The organism is Mycobacterium colombiense, from assembly GCF_001672755.1.
In the GTDB taxonomy this organism is placed as follows: domain Bacteria; phylum Actinomycetota; class Actinomycetes; order Mycobacteriales; family Mycobacteriaceae; genus Mycobacterium; species Mycobacterium colombiense_C.
Window position 1 is genome coordinate 1 of sequence record NZ_LZKI01000031.1, and the last position, 24,659, is coordinate 24,659.

Here is a 24,659-nt window from a genome sequence, read left to right on the forward strand (position 1 = left end):
ACGCGCAGCGCGCGGGACGCGAAATCCAGGTCTACGCCGACCTGGTGGTGTCCCTGGCCGACGATCCGCTGGCACCGGCGGACGACATCTCCTCCGATGCCCACGTATTCACCGGCAACGCAAGCGATCTGGCGGATCTTCTGCTCGCCTGGCAGGACGCCGGAGTCGACGGCGTGCGGCTGCGGCCCGCGATCAACGCCATCGACCTGCCCGCCATCGTCGACGACCTGGTGCCGCGACTGCAGCGCGCCGGCCGATTCCGCGCCCGGTACCGCAACGGCGAGACGCTGCGCGAACGCCTGGGCCTGGCCTTTGCACCCAATCGGTACGCGACGGTGCCGTCATGACCGTCACTCCCCTGTCGATCCTCGACCTCGCGCCGATCAGCGCCGGCAGTGACGCCGCGACGGCATTGCGCAACACCATCGACCTGGCCCAGCACGCCGAGCACTGGGGCTACCGGCGCTACTGGCTCGCCGAGCACCACTTCGTGGCGGTGGCCAGCTCGTCACCGGTGACGCTGATCGGCCAGATCGCCGCGGCCACAGAGCGAATCCACGTCGGATCGGCCGCAGTTCAGGTCGGACACACGACGGCGCTCGCCGTGGTGGAAAGCTTCGGCATCCTCGACGCGCTCTACCCCGGCCGCATCGACATGGGGCTGGGCCGGTCCGGGCAGCGGCGCCGAGACGCGGCCGCGTCGTCTCCGGCCGCACCCGAACGCGCACCCACGCCGTGGCATGAGGTGGCCGGCGTCGTCGTTCCCACCCCCTTCGACCAGACGCCGCTGATGAAAAGCGATCGGATCCGGGCGCAGGCGTCGGTGCTCGCCCAGCCGTGTGCTCAACCCCCCGACTTCGCCGACCAGCTGGCCGACATCGAGGCGATGCTGGACGGCACCTACACCGTCAATGGCCATGAGCTGCACGCCGTTCCGGGCGAGCATGCCCAGCTGACACCGTGGATCTTCGGCAGCACCAAGGGGCAGAGCGCCGAGGTGGCCGGTGCCCGTGGACTGCCGTTCGTCGCCAGTTACCACATCACCCCCGGCACGGCGCTCGACGCAATCAGCGCCTACCGCAACGCCTTCCGACCGTCCGCCCGGCTCTCCGAGCCGTACGTGGTGGTGTCGGCCGACGTGGTTGTGGCCGAGGACAGCGCGACCGCACGCCACCTCGCGTCCGGTTACGGCCGCTGGGTGCATTCCATCCGCAGCGGCCACGGTGCGGTGCCCTACCCGGACCCCGACTTCTGCGAGCCGTTGACCGAGGACCAGCAAGCGCTGGTGGCCGACCGCACCGCAACGCAATTCGTCGGCAATCCGGACGAGGTCGCCGACCGGCTCGAGCTGCTGCGCCAGGCCACCGATGCCGACGAACTGGTGATCACCTCCGTGACGCACCGGCACGTCGACCGGTTGCGCTCGCATGAACTGATCGCCAAGCGATGGGGGCTGACCGGATGAGCGTTCGAAAAGCGGTCCGCCGCAAGCAGATACATCTGGGCGCACACTTTCCCGGGGTGAACAACACCACGGTGTGGTCCGACCCTAGCGCCGGCAGCCAGATCGCCTTCGACTCGTTCGTGCACCTTGCCGAGACCGCCGAGCGGGGGCTGTTCGACTTCTTCTTCCTGGCCGAAGGCCTGCGGCTGCGTGAGCACCGCGGCAAGATCCACGACCTCGACGTCGTCGGCAGGCCCGACACCTTCACCGTGCTGGCCGCGCTCGCCGCGGTCACCGACAGGCTCGGCCTGGCCGGCACAATCAACACCACCTTCAACGAACCCTATGAGGTGGCAAGGCAATTCGCGACGCTGGACCACCTGTCCGACGGGCGGTCGGCCTGGAACATGGTCACCTCCTCGGACGCGTTCACCGGGGAGAACTTCCGCCGCGGCGGGTTTCTCGCGCACGCCGACCGCTACCACCGGGCCGAGGAATTCATCACCGTGGCGCGAAAGTTCTGGGACAGCTGGGCGGCCGATGCCGTTCTCGCCGACGTCGATGCCGGAATCTATGCCGATCCGGCCCGCATCGGCAGCGTCGAGCACCACGGCCCGCAATTCGACGTCCGCGGCGTCGCCGCGCTGCCCGCCGGGCCGCAAGGCCACCCGGTGCTGCTGCAGGCCGGTGACTCCGACGACGGCCGCGACTTCGGCGCCCGGCACGCCGATGCCCTGTTCACGCTGCACGGGTCGCTCGAGGCGGGCCAGCGCTACTACGCCGACGTGAAGAGCCGGGCCGCGGCCTACGGGCGGGATCCCGACCAGCTCAAGGTGCTGCCCGGTGCGACGTTCGCGCTGGGCGGCACCCCCGCCGAGGCGCAGGACAACGCCCGCCACATCCGCGAACAACAGGTCAGTGGCCCGACCGCGATCGCGTTCCTCGAACAGGTGTGGGGTGTGGACCTCTCGGCCTACGACCCCGACGGGCCGCTGCCCGACGTCGACCCCGTCGAGAACCCGAACATCACGCGCGGACGGGTCCGGCACGGCGACCCCAAGACGGTCGCCGCAACCTGGCGGGCCCGAGCAGAAGCCGAAAGCCTGTCCATCCGCGAGCTGATCATCGAAGTGACCAGTCGCCAGCAGTTCGTCGGGACTCCGCAGCAGGTGGCCGAGGAGATCGACCGCTACGTGCAGTCGAATGCCTGCGACGGCTTCATCCTGGTGCCGCACCTGACGCCGCACGGCCTCGACGAGTTCGTCGACAAGGTGGTGCCGCTGCTGCAGGAGCGCGGTAGCTTCCGCACCGAATACCGCGGCCACACCCTGCGCGAGCATCTGGGCCTGCCACCCACGGCGGGGTGGGCGGGAAATCCGGCCGGCATCGCGATCGGCCAATGAGAGCCGGCAGAGCGGCACGGTGAATTCTGCTCCCCCGCCTGGACTCGAACCAGGAACCCTTCGGTTAACAGCCGAATGCTCTGCCAATTGAGCTACAGGGGACTAACCCGATCGCGGGACGACTCTAGCGTACTGGCACGACCGCACCCAACTGCGGACCAGTGGCGATCGCCAGCGCAGCATGGCCGGGCGCAGCGGGTCGCCGGGCGGTGAGGCAGGATGGAGCCATCGATAGTCGGGAGGAACGTTTTGATCCGGTATGTCGTGGTGCTTGGACTGGGTTACGTGCTGGGCTCGAAGGCCGGGCGTCGCCGATACGAGCAGCTCGTCGGCACTTACCGCGCGCTGACCAGCAGTCCGGTGGCCAAGTCGATGATCGAGGGGGGACGCCGCAAGGTCGCCAATCGGATCTCCCCCGACGCCGGTTTCGTCACGTTGAAGGAGATCGACGACCAAACGGCGATCATGGAACGCGACGTCGAGGCCGACGACGCGCTCGCGCCGTCTAATCGTCGCCGCTAGCCTGCTCCAACAGGCTGCGCCGGTAGGACTCCATCGCCACCAGGTCGCCGAACAGGGCGTGATACTCGTCGCCCTGCTCGATCGGCGACATGCGCTGCAGCTTCGACTTCACCTCGGCGATCTGCCGGCCCATCCACACCTCTTGCAGCCGGGCCAGCACGCCGCCGATGTAGCGCGGCAGCTTCTCCTCGTCGACCTGGATGGCCTCCACCCCCAGCTCGCTGGCCAGGCCGGCCGTCAGGGGCGAAGAGGCCTGATCACGCACCGCCTCGATCCACTGCGCGCCGGTGACCCCGCTCGACGTACCCCCGGCGGTCTCGATGGCCGCGCGGATGGCCGCGTACCCGGGATGGGTGAAGCTCTCGACGGTCAGCGTGTCGAACACCGGCCCCGCGAACGCTGGGTACTGCAGGGCCGCCTTGAGCGCCTCCCGTTGCGGCCACAGGGTGGGGTCGCGCGGGTCCGGACGGCCGGCGGCAGCCTGGGCGGCGGCGGGTGCCGGCTCGGCCGCGCGGCGCGAGGCCTTGGGCGCGGATCCGCCACGGGCCTGGGTGGTGGAGCTCTTGGCCTGGCTGCGCACCCGGTCGATCACCTGCGCGACGTCGTCCCAGCCGACCCAGCCGGCGAGCTGGCGGGCGTACTCGTCGCGCAGCGTGGGGTCCTTGATCTGGCCCACCATCGGCACGCAGCGGCGCAGCGCGGCGACGCGGCCCTCGGCGCTGTCCAGGTCCATCTCGGCGAGCGCCGAACGTATCGCGAATTCGAACAGCGGGGTTCGCCGCGCCACCAGGTCGCGCAGCGCGCCGTCGCCGGACTTCAGCCGCAGATCGCACGGATCCATGCCGTCCGGCGCGACGGCCACGAACGACTGCCCCGCCAGGTTCTGCTCGCCGCCGAAGGCCTTGAGCGCGGCGGCCCGCCCGGCCGCGTCACCGTCGAAAACGTAGATCAGTTCGCCGCGAAAGAAGCTGTCGTCCATCATCAGTCGGCGCAGCATCGACAGGTGCTCGTCGCCGAACGCGGTGCCGCACGAGGCGACGGCGGTGGTGACCCCGCTCAGATGCATCGCCATCACGTCGGTGTAGCCCTCGACGACGACGGCCTGATGCCCCTTGGCGATGTCGCGCTTGGCCAAGTCGAGGCCGAACATCACGTTCGACTTCTTGTACAGCAGCGTCTCCGGCGTGTTGATGTACTTGGCTTCCATCGGATCGTCGTCGAACAGCCGCCGGGCCCCGAAACCGATCACCTCACCGGCCGAACTGCGGATGGGCCACAACAAACGGCGGTGGAAACGGTCCATCGGTCCGCGCCGCCCCTGCCGCGACAGGCCGGCCGTTTCCAGTTCTTTGAACTCGAAGCCCTTGCGTACCAAGTGCTTTGTCAGCGAATCCCAGCCCGACGGCGCGAAGCCGCAACCGAAGCGACGGGCCGCCTCGGCGTCGAAGTTCCGCTCGCTCAGGTACTGCCGCGCCGGTGCGGCCTCGGCGGATTCCAACGCCGCCGCATAGAACTCCGCCGCGGCCGCGTTGGCCGCGACGAGCCGGCTGCGGCTACCGCGGTCGCGCTGCACGCTGGTCGCCGGGCCGGAGTAGTTGATGGTGTGCCCGATCCGGTCGGCGAGCAGTTCGACCGCCTCGACGAAGCTGACGTGTTCGATCTTCTGAATGAACGCGTACACGTCGCCGCCCTCACCGCAGCCGAAGCAGTGGAAGTGGCCGTGGTTGGGGCGGACGTGAAACGACGGCGACTTCTCGTCGTGGAACGGACACAGGCCCTTGAGCGAATCGGCGCCGGCACGCCGCAATTGGACGTAGTCGCCGATGACTTCGTCGATGCGCACCCGCTCGCGGATGGCCGCGATGTCGCGGTCCGGAATCCGGCCGCGACCCCTGGCACGGCCATCGCCCTCCGCGCGTGAACCTGCCGGGCTTGACATCGGCTCAGTCTAAGGCGCGACGGCGAAAGCTAGCCGGTACCGATGACGCCGCAGGCGACCCGGTCCATCGCGTTCTCGGTGTCCTGGGCGCCGTGCAGCATCAGCGCGGTCTTGTTGCCCGCCAGCAGGTCGTCCCGGTTGAACGAATCCGTGGTGGTGACCAGGTACGCCGAGCCATCCTGACGGACCTCGAGCGACGTCAGGTCGCCGCTTTCCGGCTTTCCGGTGTGACCGGGCGCCTGGTAGTGACCGCCGGCGGACAGGAAGTTCCCGGGCGCACCGCCGGTGGGAGCCACCGAGTTCGGCTCGCACTTGCCGATCTCGTGCACGTGCAGGCCGTGAATGCCGGGCGTCAGGATGCCGGGCGCCGCCGTCTTCACGGTGACGGTCACGTAGCCGCCGGTGAAGTCGAAGGTCGCGGTGGCCGCCGAGCGGCCATCGGGCGTCTTCAGTTCCGCGCTGAGCGAGCCGCCGGCCGGCGTCGGGGTCGTCGTCTCACCGGATGACGTCGGAGCGGCACTCTTCACCGGCGGGGTGGTGCCCGGCTGGGTGCTCGCATGCTGCGGTGAACTGCAGGCTGTCATGGCGACGACGGGCAGTCCCATCAAGAAGGAGGCCACAAAGGGCGAGCCGCTGAATTTCTTCATGTCGGGCAGCCTAACTCGCGGCGGCCCCGCCGATTCCCGGACCGGACGACTTGATGCCCTCAGCGACTACGGAGCGGCCTGGCGGACGTCGATCCGTTCGAGCCTGCCCTCGGTGAACGAGGCGATCTGATCGACGATGACCCGCCACCTCGCACCGTCGTCGGCCGCGGTGTTGAAGGCCGCAGCAAAGACCGGATCGAGCGTCCGGGGTGCCCCGGCATACAGCCAGTGCGCGACCCGGTGGATGCGTTCGCGCTGCCCGGCTTGGGTTTCCTGATGCCGCGGATCGGACATGATGAATTGCAGCGCCAGGATTTTCAGCAAGGCGACCTCGGCACGCACCAGGTCGGGAACCTGCAGCTCGGCCCGGTAGCGCACCAGGGGTCCGGGGCCGGCCGCCGCACGGGTGGTGGCGATGGCGGCCGAGGCGAACCTGCCAACCAGCTCACTGGTCAACCGCTTGAGCGCGACCGATGCCGCGAGCGTGGCGTCATATTTGCCGACGGCGGCGACCACCGGCAGGGCGGCAAGCCGTCGCGCGGCCGCCATGAAGTCGTCGGCACGAACCCGGGAGAATTCGGTCTCGCCCAGTTTGGCCAACGCGGCGGCCTCGTCGTCGTCGGCGAGCACCCGCAGGTCGATGCGTTGGGACACCACACCGTCCTCGACGTCGTGCACCGAATACGCCACGTCGTCGGCCCAGTCCATAACCTGCGCCTCCAGGCACATCCGGCCCTCCGGCGCGCCCGCCCGAACCCAGGCGGCCGACTCACGGTCGTCGTCGTAGAACCCGAACTTGCGATGTCCTTCGCCGCGCGGCCACGGATACTTCGTGACCGCGTCAAGCGACGCGCGAGTCAGATTCAGTCCCGCGCTATTGCCTTGCTCGTCAAGCACTTTGGGCTCGAGACTGGTCAGGATCCGGAAGTTCTGGGCGTTGCCCTCGAAGCCGCCATAATCCGTTGCGACCTCGTCGAGCGCGTGTTCACCGTTGTGGCCGTAGGGCGGGTGTCCGATGTCGTGGGCCAGCCCCGCCAGCTCGACCAGGTCGAGGTCGCAGCCGAGCCCGATCGCCATGCCCCGCCCGATCTGGGCGACCTCGAGCGAGTGCGTCAGCCGGGTGCGCGGCGTGTCGCCTTCCCGGGGCCCGACCACCTGCGTCTTGTCGGCCAACCGGCGCAGCGCGGCGCTGTGCAGGACGCGCGCGCGATCGCGGGCGAAGTCGGTGCGGTGCTGATTCTCGGTACCCGGCAGACCCGCGGTCTTCGGCGCCTCGGCCACCCGTCGCTGACGGTCGAAGTCGTCGTATGGGTCGTGCTGATTCCTGGTCACCGACGCACAGTCTGCCAGGGAATGCCCGCCGAAGTCTGGCTCGACTCAGGCCTGCCGGCGTGTGTCGCGGCGGGGCTGTGCCTGACCGCCCCGCTATCCCATCGGGCCTACTGGCCTGCATCGCCGCGGGGCTAGATTGGCCCTATGCGTTGCACCGCTCGCCTGATCGCCGTGCTCGCGACGATCCTCACGGTCGGCTTCGGCGGCAGCCTGCTCCTGGCACCGTCCGCCGGCGCGCAACCACCATTCCGGTTGGCCGACTACATCACTGATCCCGCGGGGGCCTTATCGAATTCCGGGCACAGCGCGATCAGCTCCGCCCTCAACAAGCTGTACACCGACCGCCACATCCGGCTGTGGGTGGTCTATGTCGACAACTTCTCCGGCCAGACCCCGACCGGATGGGCACAGCGCACCGCGAGCAGCAGTGACCTGGGCGACTACGACGCGCTGCTGGCCGTCGGCACCACCAGCCGTGAGTACGCGTTCCTGGTGCCCACAACGATCAAGAGCATCAACGCAAACCAGGTCGACAAGTTGCGGCGCAACAAGATCGAGCCCGCCCTGCACAACGGGGATTGGAGCGGAGCCGCCGTCGCGGCGGCCAACGGGCTCGACACCTCGCCCGGTTCGTCGGGCCGGGTGGCACTGCTGGCCGTGCTGGCGGGCATTCTCGTCTCGTTGGCAGTCCTGTTGCTGGTCATGCGTTATCGGGGCCGGCGCCGCCGCGCCGCGGCGTTGGCCGCGGCACGCCGGGTCGACCCCACCGACACCGATGCGCTGGCCGCGGTGCCGCCGCAGGCACTCGACGACCTGTCCCGCGCGCTGGTGGTGGACGTCGACAATGCCGTGCGCACCAGCGCCAACGAATTGGGGCTGGCGGTCAGCGAATTCGGCGAAGACCGCACCCAGCCGTTCACCCGCGCCGTGACCAACGCGAAAGCGGCTCTGTCCCAGGCATTCACGATCCGCCAGCAGCTCGACGACGCGACGCCGGAGACACCGGCACAGCGCCGCGAGTTGCTCACCCAGGTGATCGTCTCGGCGGCCCGGGCCGATCGCGAACTGGAATCACAGACCGAGGCGTTCGAGAAGCTGCGTGATTTGGTGATCAACGCCCCCACCCGGCTGGACTCGCTGACGCAGCAGTACGTGGAACTCACCACTCGCATCGCACCGGCCGAGGAACGACTTGCCGCGCTGCACAAGGACTTCAGTGCTGCCGCGCTGACGTCGGTCTCCGGCAATGTCACGGCGGCCAAGGAGCGCCTGGCATTCGCCGACCGCAACATCGGCAGCGCCCGTGAGCTTGCCGCCCAAGCCGTCAGCGGGCAGCAAGCCGGTCTGGTCGATGCCGTCCGCGCCGCAGAGTCGGCGCTGGGCCAGGCGCGTGCGTTGCTCGACGCGGTGGACAACGCGGCCAACGACATTGCGCACGCCATCGACCGGTTGCCGTCGGCGATGACCGACATCCAGAACGGCATCGAGCGCGCAGACGAACTGCTGAAGCAAACAGCGAACGCCAAAACCGCGCACCGCGGTGATCTGGTTGCGGCGCGCGACGCGGCCGTCAGGGCCGTCGAGAGCGCACGAGCCGGCGCATCCGACGATCCGCTGGGCGAGTTCAGTCAGCTGACCAAGGCCGACGCCGGCCTCAACGCGCTGCTGGCCACGCTGGCCCGGGAGCAGGCCGCCGCCGAACAGCTGCACCGGTCATTGGAGCAGGCGTTGTTCACCGCGCAGTCGAGGGTGCGCGCGGTGTCGGACTACGTCGACACGCGTCGTGGCAGCATCGGCCCCGAGGCGCGCACCCGGCTGGCCGAGGCCAGACGGCACCTTCAAGCCGCGGAGGACAAACGCGCGACGCTGCCGACGGAGGCGATCGCCCACGCCAATGCGGCGTCGACGCTGGCCGCCACGGCGCAGTCCCTGGCCAACGACGATGTGCAACTGGCGCAGCGTGCCTATATGGGCCGCGGTGGCAACGACATGGGCGCGATGCTCGGCGGCATCATCATCGGCAACGTCCTCGGCGGAGGAATGCGCGGCGGATTCGGCGGCTGGAGCCCGACCTCGTTCGGTGGCAGCCCGAGTTCGTCCGGCGGCGGTTTCATGGGCGGCGGCGGCCGCTTCTGAGCAGCGCCTTACGCCGACGATCAGCTTGTGGGTTCTGCTTCGATCTCAGCCAGCTGCCGGCGAATGCGGTATCACGCCCGGGCTCCGGGTGACGGTGTCACCGTCCCACCCGCTCCACATGCCGTCTGCAACGGCTGTCGGGCGCGGAACGTCGGCCATCTCTTCGGGAGCTTCGGCACCGACGTCCGGCTTCGGCGCCCAGTGGTCGTAGTCATCTGGTGGGACGACCACGCCCCACTTGAGCGGAACCGACAGGCCACCGAGCATGCCGGACTCACCTCGAACTGCCGACACCGTGTCATCCGGCAACGGCGAACCGAGAGGCAAAAGCACCCCTGCCCCCTTCCACAGCCGATAGAACGTTCGGGCGCTGTGGCGAACCTATTTACACCAACCGGTGACATCGTAAGACAAACTGAACCAAATATGCGGGAATTGCCAATTTTGATTTGGGGCAGCGCTCAGCGGCGAGCGACTCCGCGACTGCAGCCGCAGGTCACCGTCGACTGCCGACGCTCGACGCGAGGTGTCGTGCGACGGATCATCGAAACCACATCCGTTGTTGCGCAACGATTTAGGGCAATCATCGAGGTCGCACCCCGACGGGCGGACGTGGGTTTGCGGCCCATCGCTGCAACCGGTCCGATCTGTTCATCCGCTGAACGATTGGAACGGCCGCGAGTTTTTACTAGACGCAACAGATAAATTCGCGCGTCGACGATACAAGGCTCGTTGCCGCGCAAGCGCGTGTAACCAAAAGTATTGAATTCGGGCCCCACTGCACAATATTCACGTCTGCAACAGCAGCTCCGTCGCCGCTATCCCGGGCGGTTGCGCGGAACCACCTTGGGACGAGACCTCACCACCTGGGCCCGGGTCCCGCGCTTCTCGCCCTCGGGGCTCTTGTCGCCCACCGGCATCGCGGCCATCGACACGCCACTGCCCGACCCGGCAGCCGTCGCGGCGGCCGGCGCACCGGAGCCCACGCCCGCCATCGCCGGGGCGGCGATGTACGCCGGCATCGACCCTTCCCACGCGGCGGGCACCGACATCGACCCGATGAACCGCGCGCTCCCCAGGCCCGCCGTCGCAACGCCCAACGCGCCCAACCCCCCACCGGCCAACGGCTGCAGGTCGGATAGCGGGCTACCCGCGCTGTGTGGCGCGTTCAGGGGCGCGCTGGTCGCACCGACCAACGCCGGTGCCAATGCCGGCGCGGACGCGGGCGCCGCGGTTGGGCCCGCGGGTCCGGCACTATGGGCGAGCGTCGCCATGGGCGTCATCAACGCGGTGGCCGGATACATCCCGGCCTGCGCGACCGTCGTCAACGTGGCCACCGGTGTCGTGGTCAGCAACGAAACGGCCGGCGAGAGCGCGCCGAACACCGACTGCAGTTCGGAGGCGAACGCGGTCCCCAGCGAGGACAGGCCCTGGAAGAACTGAGACGCCAAACTCAGCGGGGCCGTTACCAATCCCGCCAGACCGGCCAGGTCTGCGGACGGTGCGCTACCCCCCAGGGCCGCGGGCGGCACGCTGAACTCCGGCAGTGCCTGCACCATCGATTGGGCCCCGGCGTGATAGCCCAACATCGCCGCCACATCCTGCGCCCACATCTCGACGTATTCGAGTTCGGTCTGCGCGATGGCCGCCGTGTTGATGCCGAAGAAGTTCGTCGCGATCAGCACGAGCAGCCGGGCCCGGTTCGCCAGCACCTGCGGCAGCGGCACCGTGGCCACCAGAGCGCCCTCGAAAGCCAACGCGGCCAGCCGGGCCTGCAGGGCCGCCACCTCTGCTTGGGCCGCGGCGATAATCAGCCATTCCACATAGGGCGCCGCGGCGGCGGTCATCGACATCGACGACGGCCCCGTCCAGGCCCCACCGGCCAGATCGGAGACCGTGGTGTGAAACGACGATGCCGAGGACGACAGCTCGACGGCCAGCCCGTCCCACGCCGAGGCCGCCTCGAACAGAGGTCCGGCGCCCGGGCCGCCAACTATCAAGGCCGAGTTGATCTCAGGAGGGAAGAACACAAACGCGGGAATCATTTGCAACCCCAACCGACCGAGTCAACGGCTCCTACCCCGGACGGCCCGACGTCCGCCCGCGGCCGCTAGCTATCTACTTTTGCCCCAGAGGGGATCCTAAGGCACCGTCACCGCGAAAGGCCGAACTTTAACCAAACCTTATTCCGGAAATCCGGCATCGGTGACCGGCGCGTCGCCACCCGTGCGGGCCCATCAGACGTGCGGCGGCGCAACGGGACGGGCAATGGACAAGACCGCGCCACAACTGGCCGATTAGCAGCCCTTCAGGCGCGTCGCCAGATAATCGGACACGGCATTCATCGGGACGCGCTCCTGGGACATGTCATCGCGCCGGCGCACCGTCACGGCGCTGTCCTCGAGGGAGTCGAAATCGACCGTGACGCAGAACGGTGTACCAATCTCGTCCTGGCGCCGATAACGTCGCCCGATCGCACCGGCGTCGTCGAAATCAATATTCCAAAACTTGCGCAACTCGGCGGCCAAGTCCCGCGCCTTCGGACTCAAGTCGGCGTGACGGGACAGCGGAAGCACCGCAGCCTTGACCGGAGAAAGGCGCGGGTCCAGACGCAGCACCGTGCGTTTTTCCATCTTGCCCTTGGCGTTCGGAGCTTCGTCCTCCACGTAGGCGTCGATCAGGAACGCCATGAACGACCGCGTCAGGCCTGCGGCCGGTTCGATGACATACGGCGTGTACCGCGTGTCGGTGACCTGGTCGTAGAACGACAGGTCGACGCCGGAATGCTTTGCATGCGTCGACAAGTCGAAATCGGTGCGGTTGGCGACACCTTCCAGCTCGCCCCACGGATTACCGGCGAAACCGAACTTGTACTCGATGTCGACAGTGCGATCGGAGTAGTGCGACAGCTTGTCGGCGGGGTGCTCGAATAACCGTAAGTTCTCCTGATCGATGCCCAGGTCGACATACCATTGCAGCCGGGCGTCGATCCAGTACTGATGCCATTCCTTCGCGGTCGACGGCTCGACGAAGAACTCCATTTCCATTTGTTCGAACTCGCGGGTCCGGAAAATGAAGTTGCCCGGGGTGATCTCGTTGCGAAAACTTTTGCCGATCTGGCCGATACCGAATGGCGGCTTCTTACGGGCGGTCGTGACCACGTTGGCAAAGTTGACGAAGATGCCCTGCGCCGTCTCGGGGCGTAGATAGTGCAGGCCCTCCTCGGTCTCGATCGGACCCAGGTAGGTCTTGAGCATCATGTTGAACTCGCGCGGCTCGGTCCACTGGCCCGGCTCGCCGGTTTCCGGGTCGCGGATGTCGGCCAGCCCGTTGGGCGGCGGATGTCCATGCTTGGCTTCGTAGGCCTCGATGAGATGGTCGGCGCGGTAGCGCTTGTGGGTGATCAACGACTCGACCAGCGGGTCGTGGAACACCTCGACGTGGCCGGAGGCCACCCACACCTGGCGCGGCAGGATGATCGACGAATCCAGGCCCACGACGTCGTCGCGACCGCTGACCACCGACCGCCACCACTGACGTTTGATGTTCTCTTTGAACTCCACACCCAGCGGGCCGTAATCCCACGCCGACCGGGTGCCGCCGTAGATCTCCCCCGAGGGAAAGACGAAGCCGCGCCGTTTGGCCAGGTTCACTACGGTGTCGATGACGGACGCCACGGGGCGGTGCACTCCCTTTCCGGGTTCGGGCGGGCACGCGCGGCGGTCAACCGCGGTGCGCAGAGCATCAGTCATGGTAGCGATCAGCGCCGCGCTCTTTGACATGCGTCATCATGCATGTGACAGTGGGTGTCAGCCGATAACGACATTCAATGGCGGATACTTTCCCACTACCTGGCACTTTTCGAGGTGATGCCGCTCCCATGATGACGTCCCCGTCGCCTTCTGCATCGATGCCGGCCGCCGACGACGGCGATTCGGACCCCGGCGTGGTCGCCCACGACCACGACGCGCTCGGCGCCGCCGGGCACTCCGGAGTCACCGCCTACCCCGTCCCGCCGCCGCGGGACATCCTCGATGCCGCCGGCGAGTTGTTGCGCGCGCTCGCCGCGCCGGTGCGGATCGCGATCGTGTTGCAGCTGCGCGAGTCCCACCGCTGCGTGCACGAGCTGGTGGATGCGCTGGGCGTGCCCCAACCGCTGGTCAGCCAGCACCTGAAGATTCTGAAGGCGGCCGGGGTGGTTACCGGGGAGCGGTCCGGCCGCGAGGTGCTCTACCGGCTCGCCGATCATCACCTCGCGCACATCGTGGTGGACGCCGTCGCGCACGCCAGTGAGGAGCCGCGCCAATGACCGGCACCAGCGTCCGCTCCACCCGGCAGCGTGCGGCGATCTCCACGTTGCTGGAGACGCTCGACGAGTTCCGCTCGGCCCAAGAGCTGCATGACGAGCTGCGCCGCCGCGGCGAGAACATCGGCCTGACGACCGTCTACCGGACGCTGCAGTCGATGGCCGCGGCCGGCATGATCGACACGCTGCGCACCGACACCGGTGAATCGGTGTACCGCAGGTGTTCCGAGCACCATCACCACCACCTGGTGTGCCGCAGCTGTGGCGCCACCATCGAGGTGGGCGATCATGAGGTTGAGGAGTGGGCGGCGGAAGTGGCTGCCAAGCATGGCTTCTCCGACGTCAGCCACACCATCGAGATCTTCGGCACCTGTTCGGACTGCGGGGGCCGCTGACCGGTCAGGCCGTCAGCGTTCGACGTATCCCGGCGCCGGTGTCCAGCACCAACAGGATCAGCGTCCGCAGGGCATCGTCGGTGAGGCCGCCGCCGGGGAAGTTGTAGCGCAACATCACGTCGGCGGTTTTCGACGCGCCCTTGCCCGAATTACGTTGCACGGCCTTCTCATTGACCTTCTCGATCAGGCTCACGCTGCCGAAATTGCTGTCGCGGGCCTGCTTGGCCACCTGCTCGCTGATTTTCTTGGTCAGCGGGAGGTCCCACGCCAATATCTGGGTGAGCGACACCAGATCGAGGCCTTCGGCGATGTTGACCACCCGCAACGAGGCGATGGTGCCGTCATGGCGCACGGTCACCGCGCCGTCGGCCTCCTCCTCGAGCGGGAGGACGTCGCCGAGTATCGACGCCAGGCGTTCCTGCAGCGACGGCATTATGCGCTCCCGAATCTGCGGTTGCGGGAAGCGTATTCCTCACACGCCGCCCATAAATCGCGGCGATCGTAGTCGGGCCACAGCTTGTCCTGAAAGACGTATTCGGCGTACGCCGCCTGCCACAACATGAAATTGCTGGACCGGTGCTCCCCTGAGGTCCGCAGGAACAGATCGACGTCGGGAATGTCGGGCCGCTGCAGGTGATGCGACACGGTCGACTCGGTGATGCGTTCCGGGTTCAGCCGACCGGCGGCGGCCAGGCGCGCGATTTCCTTTGTGGCCTCGGCGATTTCGGCACGCCCACCGTAGTTGACGCAATAGTTGACGGTGATGACGTCGTTGTCCTTCGTCATGTCCTCCGCGATGGCCAATTCATTGATCACGCTGCGCCACAGGCGCGGCCGCGAACCCACCCACCGAATCTTGACCCCGATCGTCTTCAGGTTCACCCGGCGCATGCGCACCACGTCCCGGTTGAACCCCATCAGGAAGCGGACCTCCTCGGGGGAACGCTTCCAGTTTTCCGTGGAGAAGGCGTACAGGCTGAGCCATTTGATGCCGAGTTCGATTGCGCCGCAGACGATGTCGATGACCACCGCCTCGCCAGCCTTATGGCCGTCGGTGCGGGTCAGCCCCTGTTGGGTGGCCCAGCGGCCGTTGCCGTCCATCACGATGGCCACATGGTTGGGCAGTCGATCGGCCTCGATTTTGGGCGGGGCCGCCTTGGAGATGTGCTGCGGCGGCCGGGACGGCCCGCCGTCGGGGGACGGCGGCAGCTCCGGAAAGACGACCGGCCAGGTCGACTTGTCGGGAAACACCGGATAGTCGTCGGGCGCGGGGGGCAGCTGCGGGAATTCGGCTGACGCCGTGGCGCGCTCGGCCTTTCGACCGGAGCCGCCGGCCCAGAGTTTAGCCACAGTCCATATCCTGCCCGATCAGCGCCGCGCGCTGGTCGGCGATGGTCCGGTCGACGTGATACGTCCGTTCCACGAGCGGCAACGTCTTGAGCTGTCGCTCCAGATGCCACTGCAGGTGCGCGGCCACCAGACCGCTGACGTAGTTGCGGTGCGATTGCGGCGTCTGCTCGGCGAAGTCCCAATCGCCGTCGTGCAGCGCGGACATCAGATCCAGCACCCCCGGCGGCGGGGTCGTCGAACCGGCCGGGCGGCAATGTGTGCAGACGCTGCCGCCGGCACCGACGTGGAACGCCCGGTGGGGGCCGGGGGTGGCGCACCGGGCGCACTCATTGAGCGCGGGCGCCCATCCGGCGATGCCCATCGCGCGCAACAGGTAGGCGTCCAGCAGCAGGTCCCGGGACCGGCGGCCGTCGGCCACCGCCCGCAACGCGCTCACCGTGAGCCCGTGCAGGGCCGGGGCGGGCGCCCGCTCCTCGCCGGCGAGGCGCTCGGCGGTCTCCAGCATGGCGCAGCCGCAGGTGTAACGGCCGTAGTCGCTGACGATGTCGGTGGCGAACGCGTCAATGGAGACAACCTGGGTGACGATGTCGAGGTTGCGGCCGGGATGTAACTGCGCGTCGATGTGCGCGAACGGCTCCAGCCGCGCACCGAATTTGCTGCGGGTGCGGCGCACGCCCTTGGCCACCGCGCGGACCAGCCCGTGATCACGAGTCAGCAGCGTGACGATCCGGTCGGCTTCGCCGAGCTTGTGCTGGCGCAACACAACAGCTCGGTCTCGGTATAGCCGCATCACAACAGTTTTGCACCCCGCCGCGACATTACGGGTATCCGCGCCGTTAGTCTCGTACCCCGTGATTGGCGCTTCTGGGTCGGGCCCCGGATCCATTTCCGGATCCGGCCACCGGCGCCTGCCCACACTCACTGACCTGCTCTATCAGCTGGCCAGCCGCTCAGTGACATCCACCACGCTGGTGGGTCGCTCCCTGCACGCCATCCACGCCAGCCAGCCCACGCTGAACGCCTTCCGGGTGGTGCTCACCGAGTCGGCGCTGGCCGACGCGGCGGAGGCCGACCGGCGCCGCGCGGCAGGTGACACCGCCCCGCTGCTGGGGGTCCCGATCGCGGTCAAAGACGACGTCGACATTGCCGGGGTGCCCACCGCCTTCGGGACCGAGGGGTCGGTAGCCCCCGCCACGCACGACGCCGAGGTGGTGCGCCGCCTCAAGGCGGCCGGCGCGGTGATCGTCGGCAAGACGAACACCTGCGAACTCGGCCAATGGCCGTTCACCAGCGGGCCCGGCTTCGGGCATACCCGCAACCCCTGGTCGCGCCGGCACACCCCCGGCGGATCGTCGGGCGGCAGCGCCGCCGCGGTGGCGGCCGGACTGGTCACCGCCGCCATCGGCTCCGACGGCGCCGGCAGCATCCGGATTCCGGCGGCGTGGACGCATTTAGTAGGCATCAAGCCGCAGCGCGGACGCATCTCGACCTGGCCGTTGCCGGAGGCGTTCAACGGCATCACGGTCAACGGCGTGCTGGCCCGGACCGTGGCCGATGCCGCGCTGGTGCTCGACGCCGCGTCGGGCAACGTCGAGGGCGACCGGCACAAGCCGCCCCCGCTGACCGCGTCCGACTACGTGGGCAAGGCACCCGGCCCGCTGAACATCGCGCTGTCCACCCGGTTCCCGTACACCGGCTTCCGGCCGAAGCTGCACCCGGAGATCCTGGCCGCGACGCGGGCCGTCGGCAAGCAACTCGAGCTGCTCGGCCACACCGTGGTGCCCGGCAACCCCGACTACGGCATGCGTCTGTCCTGGGACTTCCTCGCCCGCTCCACCTCGGGTCTCCGCGATTGGGAGGAGCGGCTGGGCGACGGCGTCGTGCTGGACCCCCGCACCCTGTCCAACCTGCGCATGGGCGCGGTGCTGGGACAGGCGATCCTGCGCACCGCCCGCCGCCACGAAGTAGAAGATCAGCGACGCGTCGGGTCGATCTTCGACATCGTCGACGTGGTGCTGGCGCCGACCACGGCGCAGCCACCGCCGCTGGCGCGCGCCTTCGACCGGTTGAGCGGCTTCGGCACCGACCGCGCCATGATCGCGGCCTGCCCCCTGACCTTCCCGTGGAACGTGCTGGGCTGGCCGTCGATCAACGTCCCGGCGGGCTTCACGTCCGAAGGCCTGCCGATCGGTGTGCAGCTGATGGGTCCGGAGAACAGCGAGGGCATGCTGATCTCGCTGGCCGCCGAGCTGGAGGCCGTATGCGGATGGGCGAGCGAACAGCCCCAGTCGTGGTGGGACCAGACCACCGATGCGCCCGGCGTCAATTAGCCGCTGACAACCCGGGTACCCGTCCGTAATGGACCAATCGACCGCTCCCCTGCTCGATGCGCTGGCCGACTATCGGAACCAGAACCGGTACGGATTCACCCCGCCGGGCCATCGGCAAGGCCGAGGCGTCGACGACCGGGTCCTGGCGGTGCTGGGCCGCGAGCCCTTCCTGGACGACGTGCTGGCCAGCGGCGGCCTGGATGACCGCAGGACCAGCAACGGATACCTCAAGCGCGCCGAAGATCTGATGGCCGACGCCGTGGGCGCCGGGACCGCCTGGTTCTCCACCTGCGGCAGCTCACTGTCGGTCAGGGCGGCGATGATGGCCGTCGCCGGCGGCGACGGCAGCCTCCTGGTCGGCCGCGACAGCCACAAGTCGATCGTGGCGGGGCTGATCTTCTCCGGTGTGCAGCCGCGCTGGATCACGCCCCGATGGGACGCCGAGCACCACTTTTCTCATCCGCCCTCGCCGCAGCAGGTCGAGGAAGCCTGGAACAAGCACCCTGACGCCTCGGGTGCGCTTGTCGTCAGTCCCAGCCCGTACGGCACCTGCGCCGACATCGCGGGCATCGCCGAGGTGTGTCATCGGCGGGGAAAGCCGTTGATCATCGACGAGGCGTGGGGCGCACACCTACCGTTTCATGAGGACCTGCCGACCTGGGCGATGGATGCGGGCGCGGACGTCTGTGTGGTGAGCGTGCACAAGATGGGCGCGGGTTTCGAGCAGGGCTCGGTGTTCCACGCGCAGGGCGACCTGATCGATCAGGAACGCCTTTCCGGTTGCGCTGATCTGCTGATGACGACCAGCCCCAACGTCCTGCTGTATGCGGCCATGGACGGGTGGCGCCGGCAGATGGTGCAGCATGGTCACGAATTATTAAGTGCTGCACTGGATTTGACGAATCAGGCACGAGAGGAGATCGAACTCATTCCCGACGTCGAGGTGCTCGACGAGGAGCTGCTCGGCGTGCAGGCCTCCCACGACCTGGACAGGATGCAGGTGCTGATCGACGTATCGGCCACGGGCACATCGGGTTACCAGGCCTCCGACTGGTTGCGCGCGCACGCGCACCTCGACCTGGGCATGAGCGATCACCGTCGCATTCTGGCCACCTTGTCCATGGCCGACGACAAGCAAACCCTGGGACGCCTCACCGATGCGCTGCGGGCATGGCGAACGGCGGCCGACGACTTCGAGCCGGCGCCGCGCATCGCGCTGCCCTCACCGGCGGACCTGCAATTGGAAACGGTCGAGTTGCCGCGGGACGCGTTCTTCGGCCGAGTCGAAGTGATACCCACCGAGTGCGCCGGCGGACGGATCGCCGCCGAGCAGATCACGCCCTATCCCCCGGGCATTGCCGCCGTCGTCCCCGGCGAACGGCTCAACGGTGCTGTGCTGGATTACCTGCGCTCGGGCGTCAACGCCGGCATGAACCTTCCCGACGCGGCCGACCCGTCGTTGCAGACCATCAGGGTGCTGGCCTGACGGGGCGATCCTGCGCAATTCACATGAGCCACTTGCGTACCCTCTGCCTGGCATGTGGTCTTTCCCAAATGCGCTAGCACCGGCGCTAGCGCATTTGGGACCCACCTATTGGTCGGGCGTGCGGCGGTGGGCCGCGGGTCGGCGTGCGGGGGTGGGCGTGCGTCGGCGGGCCCGCCGGCGGGCGTGCGTCGGCGGGTGTGCGCGGGTCAGCCGCGCAGAACGGCTGTGGCCGCTAAAAGCCCAGTCGGCCAAGCTGTTTGGGGTCGCTCTGCCAGTTCTTGGCGACCTTGACGCGCAGGTCGAGATAAATCTTGGTGCCCAGCAGCTTCTCGATCTGGGCGCGCGCGGCGGTGCCGACCTCCCGCAGCCGGGCACCGCCCTTGCCGATGATGATCCCCTTCTGGCTGTCGCGTTCGACGTAGAGCAGGGCGTGCACGTCGATCAGGTCGTCGCGACCCTCCCGCGGATTGACTTCGTCGATGACCACCGCCAGCGAGTGCGGCAGCTCGTCGCGAACACCCTCCAGCGCGGCCTCCCGGATCAGCTCGGCCATCAGGACCTCTTCGGGGTCGTCGGTCAGCTCACCGTCGGGGTAGTACGCCGGGCCGGGCGGCAGCGCGGCGGCCAGCACGTCGATCAAGATGTCGACCTGCGCGCCGGTCACGGCCGACACCGGCACGATTTCCGCCGAATCCCCGACCAACTCGCTGACCGCCACCAATTGCGCGGCCACCCGGTCCTTGGGCGTCTTGTCGATCTTGGTGACGATGGCCACCAGGGTCGTCTTCGGCGCGGTCGCGCGGATCTGTTCGACGATCCACCGGTCGCCCGGACCGATCGCCTCGTCCGCCGGGATGCACAGCCCGATCACGTCGACTTCGGAATAGGTATCGCGCACAAGGTCATTGAGCCGCTTGCCGAGCAGGGTGCGCGGCCGGTGCAGACCTGGCGTGTCGACCAAGATGATCTGGAAGTCGTCCCGGTGCACGATGCCGCGGATGGTGTGCCGGGTGGTCTGGGGCCGCATCGAGGTGATCGCGACCTTGGTCCCGACGAGCGCGTTCGTCAGTGTCGATTTCCCGGTGTTCGGGCGACCGACGAAACATACGAAACCGGAACGAAATTCAGTCATGCTGTTCTGATTCCTCGCCATCGGACCAACCGTCGGATTGGATCGGGCTGAGCAGGACGGTGTTGATCCGTACCCTGCCCCGGTGATCGGTGCCGCCTTCGGCCTGCAGCCGCAGACCGTGTGACACCACCTCGGCGCCCGGCAGCGGAACCCGGCCCAATTCCAGGGCGAGCAAGCCGCCGACGGTGTCGACGTCGAGATCGTCGTCGAATTCCACGTCATACAGCTCGCCCAGGTCCTCGATCGGCAGCCGTGCCGACACCCGGAAGTGCTTGTCGCCCAGATCTTCTATCGGCGCCGTCTCCGCCTGGTCGTACTCGTCCGCGATCTCACCGACGATCTCTTCTAGCACGTCTTCGATGCTGACCAGGCCGGCGATCGCGCCGTACTCGTCGACGAGCAGCGCCATGTGGTTGCGGTCGCGCTGCATTTCCCGCAGCAGCGAGTCCAGAGGTTTGGAATCGGGCACGAAGACCGCGGGGCGCATCACCTTTGACACCGGCGGGGTCCGGCCCCCGTCACCGGATAAAAACGTCTGCTGGACAAGGTCTTTCAGGTACACGACGCCGACGATGTCGTCGACGTTCTCGCCGATCACCGGGATGCGGGAATGCCCGCTGCGCACCGCCAGGTTGATGGCCTGGCTGGCGAACTTGTCGCTTTCGATCCAGATCATCTCGGTGCGCGGCACCATCACCTCGCGGGCCGGGGTGTCACCGAGCTCGAAGACCGACTGGATCATCCGGCGCTCTTCCGCGGCGACCACGCCGCGCTGCTGGGCCAGGTCGACGACCTCACGCAGCTCGATCTCGGAGGCGAACGGCCCGTTCCGCAGGCCGCGCCCGGGGGTGACCGCGTTACCCAGCACCACCAGCAACCGGCTGATCGGCATCAACAGCCACGAGATCGCCTGCAGCGGAAGCACCGTCGTCAACGCGATGGAGTAGGCGTTCTGCCGGCCGAGGGTGCGCGGCCCCACCCCCATCACGACGAAGCTGGTCACCACCATGATGGTCGCGGCGCCGAACAATCCCCAGCGCAGCCCGAAGTTGTCGTAGAGGAAAACCACGAGCAGCACGGTCGCGGTGATCTCGCAGGTGATCCGTAGCAGCACCACCAGGTTGATGTAGCGGGGCCGCTCCGACATCACCTTGGACAACGCCACCGCGCCGGGGCGCTCGTCGCGCACCAACTCCTGAACCCGGGCCAGCGACACCGTGCTGATGGCCGCATCGATCGCCGCGAACAGTCCGCCCAGCGCGATCAGCGCGACTGCGCCGAGCAGCTCAGACCAGCCCGTCAACTGTCGACATACCTAGGTGTCAGCGTCCTGCTCCTCGGTCCGGCTCCGGCGAGCGAGCAGCCAGGCGACCAGGCACACCACGACGGCGAATCCACCGTAGCGCAGCGCCAGTGTCCAGCCGGATTGGTTGGGTTGACCGGGCTCCTGGTGGTGGACGGCGAGCAGCACCAGGAAGCTGCCGTCGTCGGTCGGGCCGACGCCCGGCGTCGGCTGGGTCTTGATCACCCGGATCTGGGCGGGGGCGCTGGTGGAGTTGTCGATCTGCCCCCAGGCCAAGGTGGAGTCGTCGAGCAGGAAGGTGTCCTGGCCGCCCGCGGGTTGACTGCCGTCGTGACCCACCACCGACACGTGGCCCACTTCGACGGTCTCGCCCTTGGCGGGGACGAACACGGTGACGTTCTCGTACAGCTTCGGGGGGCCGGGCGGCTTGTAATCGGGCGGCGGCGGGCCGTTGTATCCGTTCAGCGGTATCGAACCCCCGCCGTAGAAGCTGCCGGCCGCCACATAGCTGTCGCCGACCGCGGTGAACGGCACGACGCCGACGGTCGTCGCGTCGAGCACCATCCGCGCTCCGCGCGGCAGGTACGCCTGCTGGTAGGCGCCGTTGTAGAAGTAGCGGAACGTGATCGGCTGATTGAGCGGGTTGTAGATGGTCGGGCGGCGGTAGGCGTCGTCGTAGTCGAGGTAGTCCCAGTGGCGCGGGCGGACGAACTTCTGGTCGTCAACCTTGAGGATGTCGACGTTCTCCCGGTGCGAGCTGACGACGTTCTGCACCTGTCGGTCGAAATCGATCTGGGTGGGCGGCTTCGGCGGGTTGGCGGGGTCGACGCGCGTCACCGGCGCGGCCTTGGCCGCCGCGATCGCCAGCGACGGCGCATCCAGCCCGCGCGGCGGTGCCACCACCGGGGCGTTGCGCGGCGCGTCGGGGCCCGGCGGAGGGATCTCCAGCACCGGAACGTTCTGACCCGAGTTGGGCGGCGGCAGGACGAGCGGGTTCTGCGCCGGCGGCGGCATCGGCGGCGGCTCGTACACCGGAATGGGAACTTCCGGGGCCCGCGTGGGCGCGTTGCTGGGCGGCCCCTGCACCCCGCGGCGATCCTCGCTGCACACGTTCGCCGTGTGATAGGCGTTCACGTAGAACATGCAGTGCTGGCAGGAGACGGGGTTGGATCCCGCGCCGGCACACGGGGCCGCCTGCGACACCGGGGCGGTGGTGGTGACCAACACCGACAACGGCGCGAACGCGATGGCGGCTGCCGCCAGGATCTTGAGGGCCCTCAATTGTCGAAATACCTTGACTTGTCGAGCAATCGGCGGTCCCGCTCCTCCTGGCGGTCCTGGCGGTAGGCCTCGACCTGATCCGCGACCCACTCTTCGAGCAGCCGATCCTGGAGGGCGAACATCTCCTTTTCCTCGTCCGGCTCGCCGTGGTCGTAGCCGATCAGGTGCAGCACCCCGTGGATGGTCAGCAGCGCCAGCTCGTGCCCCAGGCTGTGCCCCGCCGAGGCGGCCTGGCCGGCCGCGAATTCCGGGCACAGCACGATGTCGCCCAGCATCGAGGGGCCCGGTTCGGGGGCGTCCGGACGCCCACCCGGCTCGAGCTCGTCCATCGGAAAGCTCATCACGTCGGTCGGGCCGGGCAGGTCCATCCAGCGCATGTGCAGGTCCGCCATCGCGGCGGTGTCCAGCAGCACCATCGACAGCTCGGCCGCCGGGTTGACGTCCATCTTGGCGATGACGAACCGCGCGACGCTGATCAGCTCGGCTTCGGAGACGTCGATACCCGATTCGTTGGATACCTCAATGCTCATAAACCCGCTCACCGCACCATCATCGACGACCGCGCGAGCCCGTCGCCCGCCGCGACGCCCGGTTCATCGTCAGACCGGGCTCTTCAAACTTCGCATAGGCGTCGACGATCTCCGAGACCAGCCGGTGGCGGACCACGTCCACGCTGGTCAGCTCAGCGACGTGGATGTCGTCCACGCTGTCCAGGATTTCCATCGCCGAGCGCAGGCCCGACTTGGCGCCGCCCGGCAGGTCGACCTGCGTGATGTCGCCGGTGACAACGATCTTCGACCCGAAGCCGAGTCGGGTGAGGAACATCTTCATCTGCTCGGCGGTGGTGTTCTGCGCCTCGTCGAGGACGATGAACGCGGAATTGAGGGTGCGGCCGCGCATGTAGGCCAGCGGCGCGACCTCGATGACCCCGGCGTTCATCAGTTTCGGGATCAGCTCGGGATCCATCATGTCGTACAGCGCGTCATACAGCGGCCGCAGATACGGGTCGATCTTCTCGCTGAGCGTGCCCGGCAAAAAGCCAAGGCGCTCACCGGCTTCCACGGCCGGGCGGGTCAGGATGATGCGGCTGACCTGTTTGGTCTGCAGGGCGTTGACCGCCTTGGCCATCGCCAGATAGGTCTTGCCGGTGCCGGCCGGGCCGACCCCGAAGACGATGGTGTTGTCGTCGATGGCGTCGACGTAGCGCTTCTGGTTGAGCGTCTTGGGCCGGATCGTCTTTCCGCGCCGCGACAGGATGTCCAGCGTGAGCACTTCAGCCGGCGACTCGTTGTCGGTGCCGGCCAGCATGGCGACGCTGTGCCGAACCACCTCCGGGGTCAACGACTGCCCCCCGGCGACGATGGCGACGAGCTCGGAGATCACCCGCCCGGCGAGCGCGACGTCGGCGGGCTCACCGGCGACGGTGACCGCATTGCCACGCACATGCAGGTCGGCATTCAAACTGCGCTCCAGGGCCCTCAGGTTCTGGTCCGCCGAACCCAACAGGCCCATGACGACATCGGGCGGAACGTCGATGCTGCTGCGAACCTGAGCAGAGGCCGGGACGGCTCCGGCTGCGTCAGCAGCGCTGGTCTCGCGGGGCGTCACGTGGCTCTCGATGCCTGCTTTCTCGGCTTGTCGGTGGGTTGCTGG

The 24,659-nt window shown here is 68.0% G+C and carries 21 protein-coding genes, 1 tRNA gene and 2 pseudogenes; 9 read left to right on the plus strand and 15 right to left on the minus strand.

Annotated features, from left to right (window positions below; genetic code table 11):
* From A5708_RS03245 to A5708_RS03255, 3 genes and pseudogenes are all read left to right on the plus strand, one after another.
* Nucleotides 1–347 (plus strand): annotated as a pseudogene (locus A5708_RS03245) (FMNH2-dependent monooxygenase); the annotation flags it as partial.
* Nucleotides 344–1,465, plus strand: coding sequence for an LLM class flavin-dependent oxidoreductase (locus A5708_RS03250; protein ID WP_065027251.1), 1,122 nt, complete (start codon nt 344–346; stop codon nt 1,463–1,465). The pseudogene A5708_RS03245 and the gene A5708_RS03250, both read left to right, overlap by 4 nt.
* The gene (locus A5708_RS03255) at nt 1,462–2,847 is read left to right on the plus strand and encodes an NtaA/DmoA family FMN-dependent monooxygenase (protein WP_065027252.1); all 1,386 of its coding nucleotides are present in this window, start codon (nt 1,462–1,464) and stop codon (nt 2,845–2,847) included. Before A5708_RS03250 ends, A5708_RS03255 begins: the two co-directional genes overlap by 4 nt.
* A gap of 29 nt (nt 2,848–2,876) precedes the next feature.
* Here A5708_RS03255 and A5708_RS03260 read toward each other — a convergent pair.
* Nucleotides 2,877–2,949, minus strand: a tRNA-Asn gene (locus A5708_RS03260).
* 147 nt (nt 2,950–3,096) lie between these two features.
* On the opposite strand from A5708_RS03260, the gene A5708_RS03265 reads away from it, so the two are divergent.
* Nucleotides 3,097–3,369, plus strand: coding sequence for a hypothetical protein (locus A5708_RS03265; RefSeq protein WP_065027253.1), 273 nt, complete (start codon nt 3,097–3,099; stop codon nt 3,367–3,369).
* On the opposite strand, the gene dnaG is transcribed toward A5708_RS03265, so the two are convergent.
* The 3 genes from dnaG to A5708_RS03280 all read right to left on the minus strand — a co-directional run bounded on the left by dnaG (nt 3,353) and on the right by A5708_RS03280 (nt 7,287).
* Entirely contained in the window at nt 3,353–5,308 is a 1,956-nt protein-coding gene (dnaG, locus tag A5708_RS03270) for a DNA primase (RefSeq protein WP_065027254.1), read from the minus strand. The two genes, A5708_RS03265 and dnaG, sit on opposite strands and share 17 nt — an antisense overlap.
* Nucleotides 5,309–5,337: 29 nt before the next feature.
* Nucleotides 5,338–5,955, minus strand: coding sequence for a superoxide dismutase[Cu-Zn] (sodC, locus tag A5708_RS03275; RefSeq protein WP_065027255.1), 618 nt, complete (start codon nt 5,953–5,955; stop codon nt 5,338–5,340).
* 66 nt (nt 5,956–6,021) lie between these two features.
* Nucleotides 6,022–7,287: a deoxyguanosinetriphosphate triphosphohydrolase gene (locus A5708_RS03280; RefSeq protein WP_065027256.1), complete on the minus strand. Its 1,266-nt coding sequence runs from the start codon at nt 7,285–7,287 to the stop codon at nt 6,022–6,024.
* 144 nt (nt 7,288–7,431) lie between these two features.
* On the opposite strand from A5708_RS03280, the gene A5708_RS03285 reads away from it, so the two are divergent.
* On the plus strand, nt 7,432–9,423 hold the full coding sequence (locus A5708_RS03285) for a TPM domain-containing protein (protein ID WP_065027257.1): 1,992 nt from the start codon (nt 7,432–7,434) through the stop codon (nt 9,421–9,423).
* 173 nt (nt 9,424–9,596) lie between these two features.
* Here A5708_RS03285 and A5708_RS27365 read toward each other — a convergent pair.
* From A5708_RS27365 to A5708_RS03300, 3 genes and pseudogenes are all read right to left on the minus strand, one after another.
* A pseudogene (locus tag A5708_RS27365) lies at nt 9,597–9,756 on the minus strand (hypothetical protein); the annotation flags it as partial.
* A 485-nt stretch (nt 9,757–10,241) separates the two neighbouring features.
* Complete coding sequence (locus A5708_RS03295; protein ID WP_065027259.1) at nt 10,242–11,468, minus strand: PPE family protein; 1,227 nt, start codon at nt 11,466–11,468, stop codon at nt 10,242–10,244.
* A gap of 252 nt (nt 11,469–11,720) precedes the next feature.
* Nucleotides 11,721–13,112, minus strand: coding sequence for a glycine--tRNA ligase (locus tag A5708_RS03300; RefSeq protein ID WP_065027276.1), 1,392 nt, complete (start codon nt 13,110–13,112; stop codon nt 11,721–11,723).
* 191 nt (nt 13,113–13,303) lie between these two features.
* On the opposite strand from A5708_RS03300, the gene A5708_RS03305 reads away from it, so the two are divergent.
* Both A5708_RS03305 and A5708_RS03310 read left to right on the plus strand, forming a co-directional pair.
* The gene (locus A5708_RS03305) at nt 13,304–13,732 is read left to right on the plus strand and encodes an ArsR/SmtB family transcription factor (protein ID WP_155765870.1); all 429 of its coding nucleotides are present in this window, start codon (nt 13,304–13,306) and stop codon (nt 13,730–13,732) included.
* Nucleotides 13,729–14,124 (plus strand): Fur family transcriptional regulator, encoded by a 396-nt coding sequence (locus A5708_RS03310; RefSeq protein ID WP_065027261.1) that lies wholly within the window; start codon nt 13,729–13,731, stop codon nt 14,122–14,124. Before A5708_RS03305 ends, A5708_RS03310 begins: the two co-directional genes overlap by 4 nt.
* A gap of 4 nt (nt 14,125–14,128) precedes the next feature.
* On the opposite strand, the gene A5708_RS03315 is transcribed toward A5708_RS03310, so the two are convergent.
* The 3 genes from A5708_RS03315 to recO are packed head-to-tail and all read right to left on the minus strand — an operon-like array spanning nt 14,129 to nt 16,264.
* Nucleotides 14,129–14,557: a hypothetical protein gene (locus A5708_RS03315; protein ID WP_065027262.1), complete on the minus strand. Its 429-nt coding sequence runs from the start codon at nt 14,555–14,557 to the stop codon at nt 14,129–14,131.
* Nucleotides 14,557–15,474, minus strand: a complete 918-nt coding sequence (locus tag A5708_RS03320; protein ID WP_081292801.1) for a decaprenyl diphosphate synthase — start codon at nt 15,472–15,474, stop codon at nt 14,557–14,559. The genes A5708_RS03315 and A5708_RS03320 overlap by 1 nt, the downstream gene beginning before the upstream one ends.
* The gene (gene recO / locus A5708_RS03325) at nt 15,467–16,264 is read right to left on the minus strand and encodes a DNA repair protein RecO (RefSeq protein WP_065027263.1); all 798 of its coding nucleotides are present in this window, start codon (nt 16,262–16,264) and stop codon (nt 15,467–15,469) included. Before recO ends, A5708_RS03320 begins: the two co-directional genes overlap by 8 nt.
* A 61-nt stretch (nt 16,265–16,325) precedes the next feature.
* On the opposite strand from recO, the gene A5708_RS03330 reads away from it, so the two are divergent.
* Together A5708_RS03330 and A5708_RS03335 are read left to right on the plus strand one after the other, a co-directional pair.
* Nucleotides 16,326–17,804 carry an amidase gene (locus A5708_RS03330; RefSeq protein WP_065027264.1) on the plus strand — a complete coding sequence of 493 codons (1,479 nt, stop codon included), beginning with the start codon at nt 16,326–16,328 and terminating at the stop codon, nt 17,802–17,804.
* Between the two features lie 28 nt (nt 17,805–17,832).
* Nucleotides 17,833–19,290: an aminotransferase class I/II-fold pyridoxal phosphate-dependent enzyme gene (locus A5708_RS03335; protein WP_065027265.1), complete on the plus strand. Its 1,458-nt coding sequence runs from the start codon at nt 17,833–17,835 to the stop codon at nt 19,288–19,290.
* Nucleotides 19,291–19,522: 232 nt separating this feature from the next.
* Here the strand turns inward: A5708_RS03335 and era are convergent, their stop codons facing one another.
* From era to A5708_RS03360, 5 genes are read right to left on the minus strand one after another with little or no spacing between them, the layout of a single operon-like run.
* Nucleotides 19,523–20,422: a GTPase Era gene (gene era, locus A5708_RS03340; protein ID WP_065027266.1), complete on the minus strand. Its 900-nt coding sequence runs from the start codon at nt 20,420–20,422 to the stop codon at nt 19,523–19,525.
* Nucleotides 20,415–21,725, minus strand: coding sequence for a hemolysin family protein (locus A5708_RS03345; RefSeq protein ID WP_065027267.1), 1,311 nt, complete (start codon nt 21,723–21,725; stop codon nt 20,415–20,417). Before A5708_RS03345 ends, era begins: the two co-directional genes overlap by 8 nt.
* Before the next feature lie 12 nt (nt 21,726–21,737).
* Nucleotides 21,738–23,006 carry a hypothetical protein gene (locus tag A5708_RS03350; RefSeq protein ID WP_065027268.1) on the minus strand — a complete coding sequence of 423 codons (1,269 nt, stop codon included), beginning with the start codon at nt 23,004–23,006 and terminating at the stop codon, nt 21,738–21,740.
* Nucleotides 23,003–23,536, minus strand: coding sequence for an rRNA maturation RNase YbeY (ybeY, locus tag A5708_RS03355; RefSeq protein WP_007770263.1), 534 nt, complete (start codon nt 23,534–23,536; stop codon nt 23,003–23,005). Before ybeY ends, A5708_RS03350 begins: the two co-directional genes overlap by 4 nt.
* A 19-nt stretch (nt 23,537–23,555) precedes the next feature.
* Nucleotides 23,556–24,614 carry a PhoH family protein gene (locus A5708_RS03360; RefSeq protein WP_065027269.1) on the minus strand — a complete coding sequence of 353 codons (1,059 nt, stop codon included), beginning with the start codon at nt 24,612–24,614 and terminating at the stop codon, nt 23,556–23,558.
* Nucleotides 24,615–24,659: the final 45 nt, after the last annotated feature.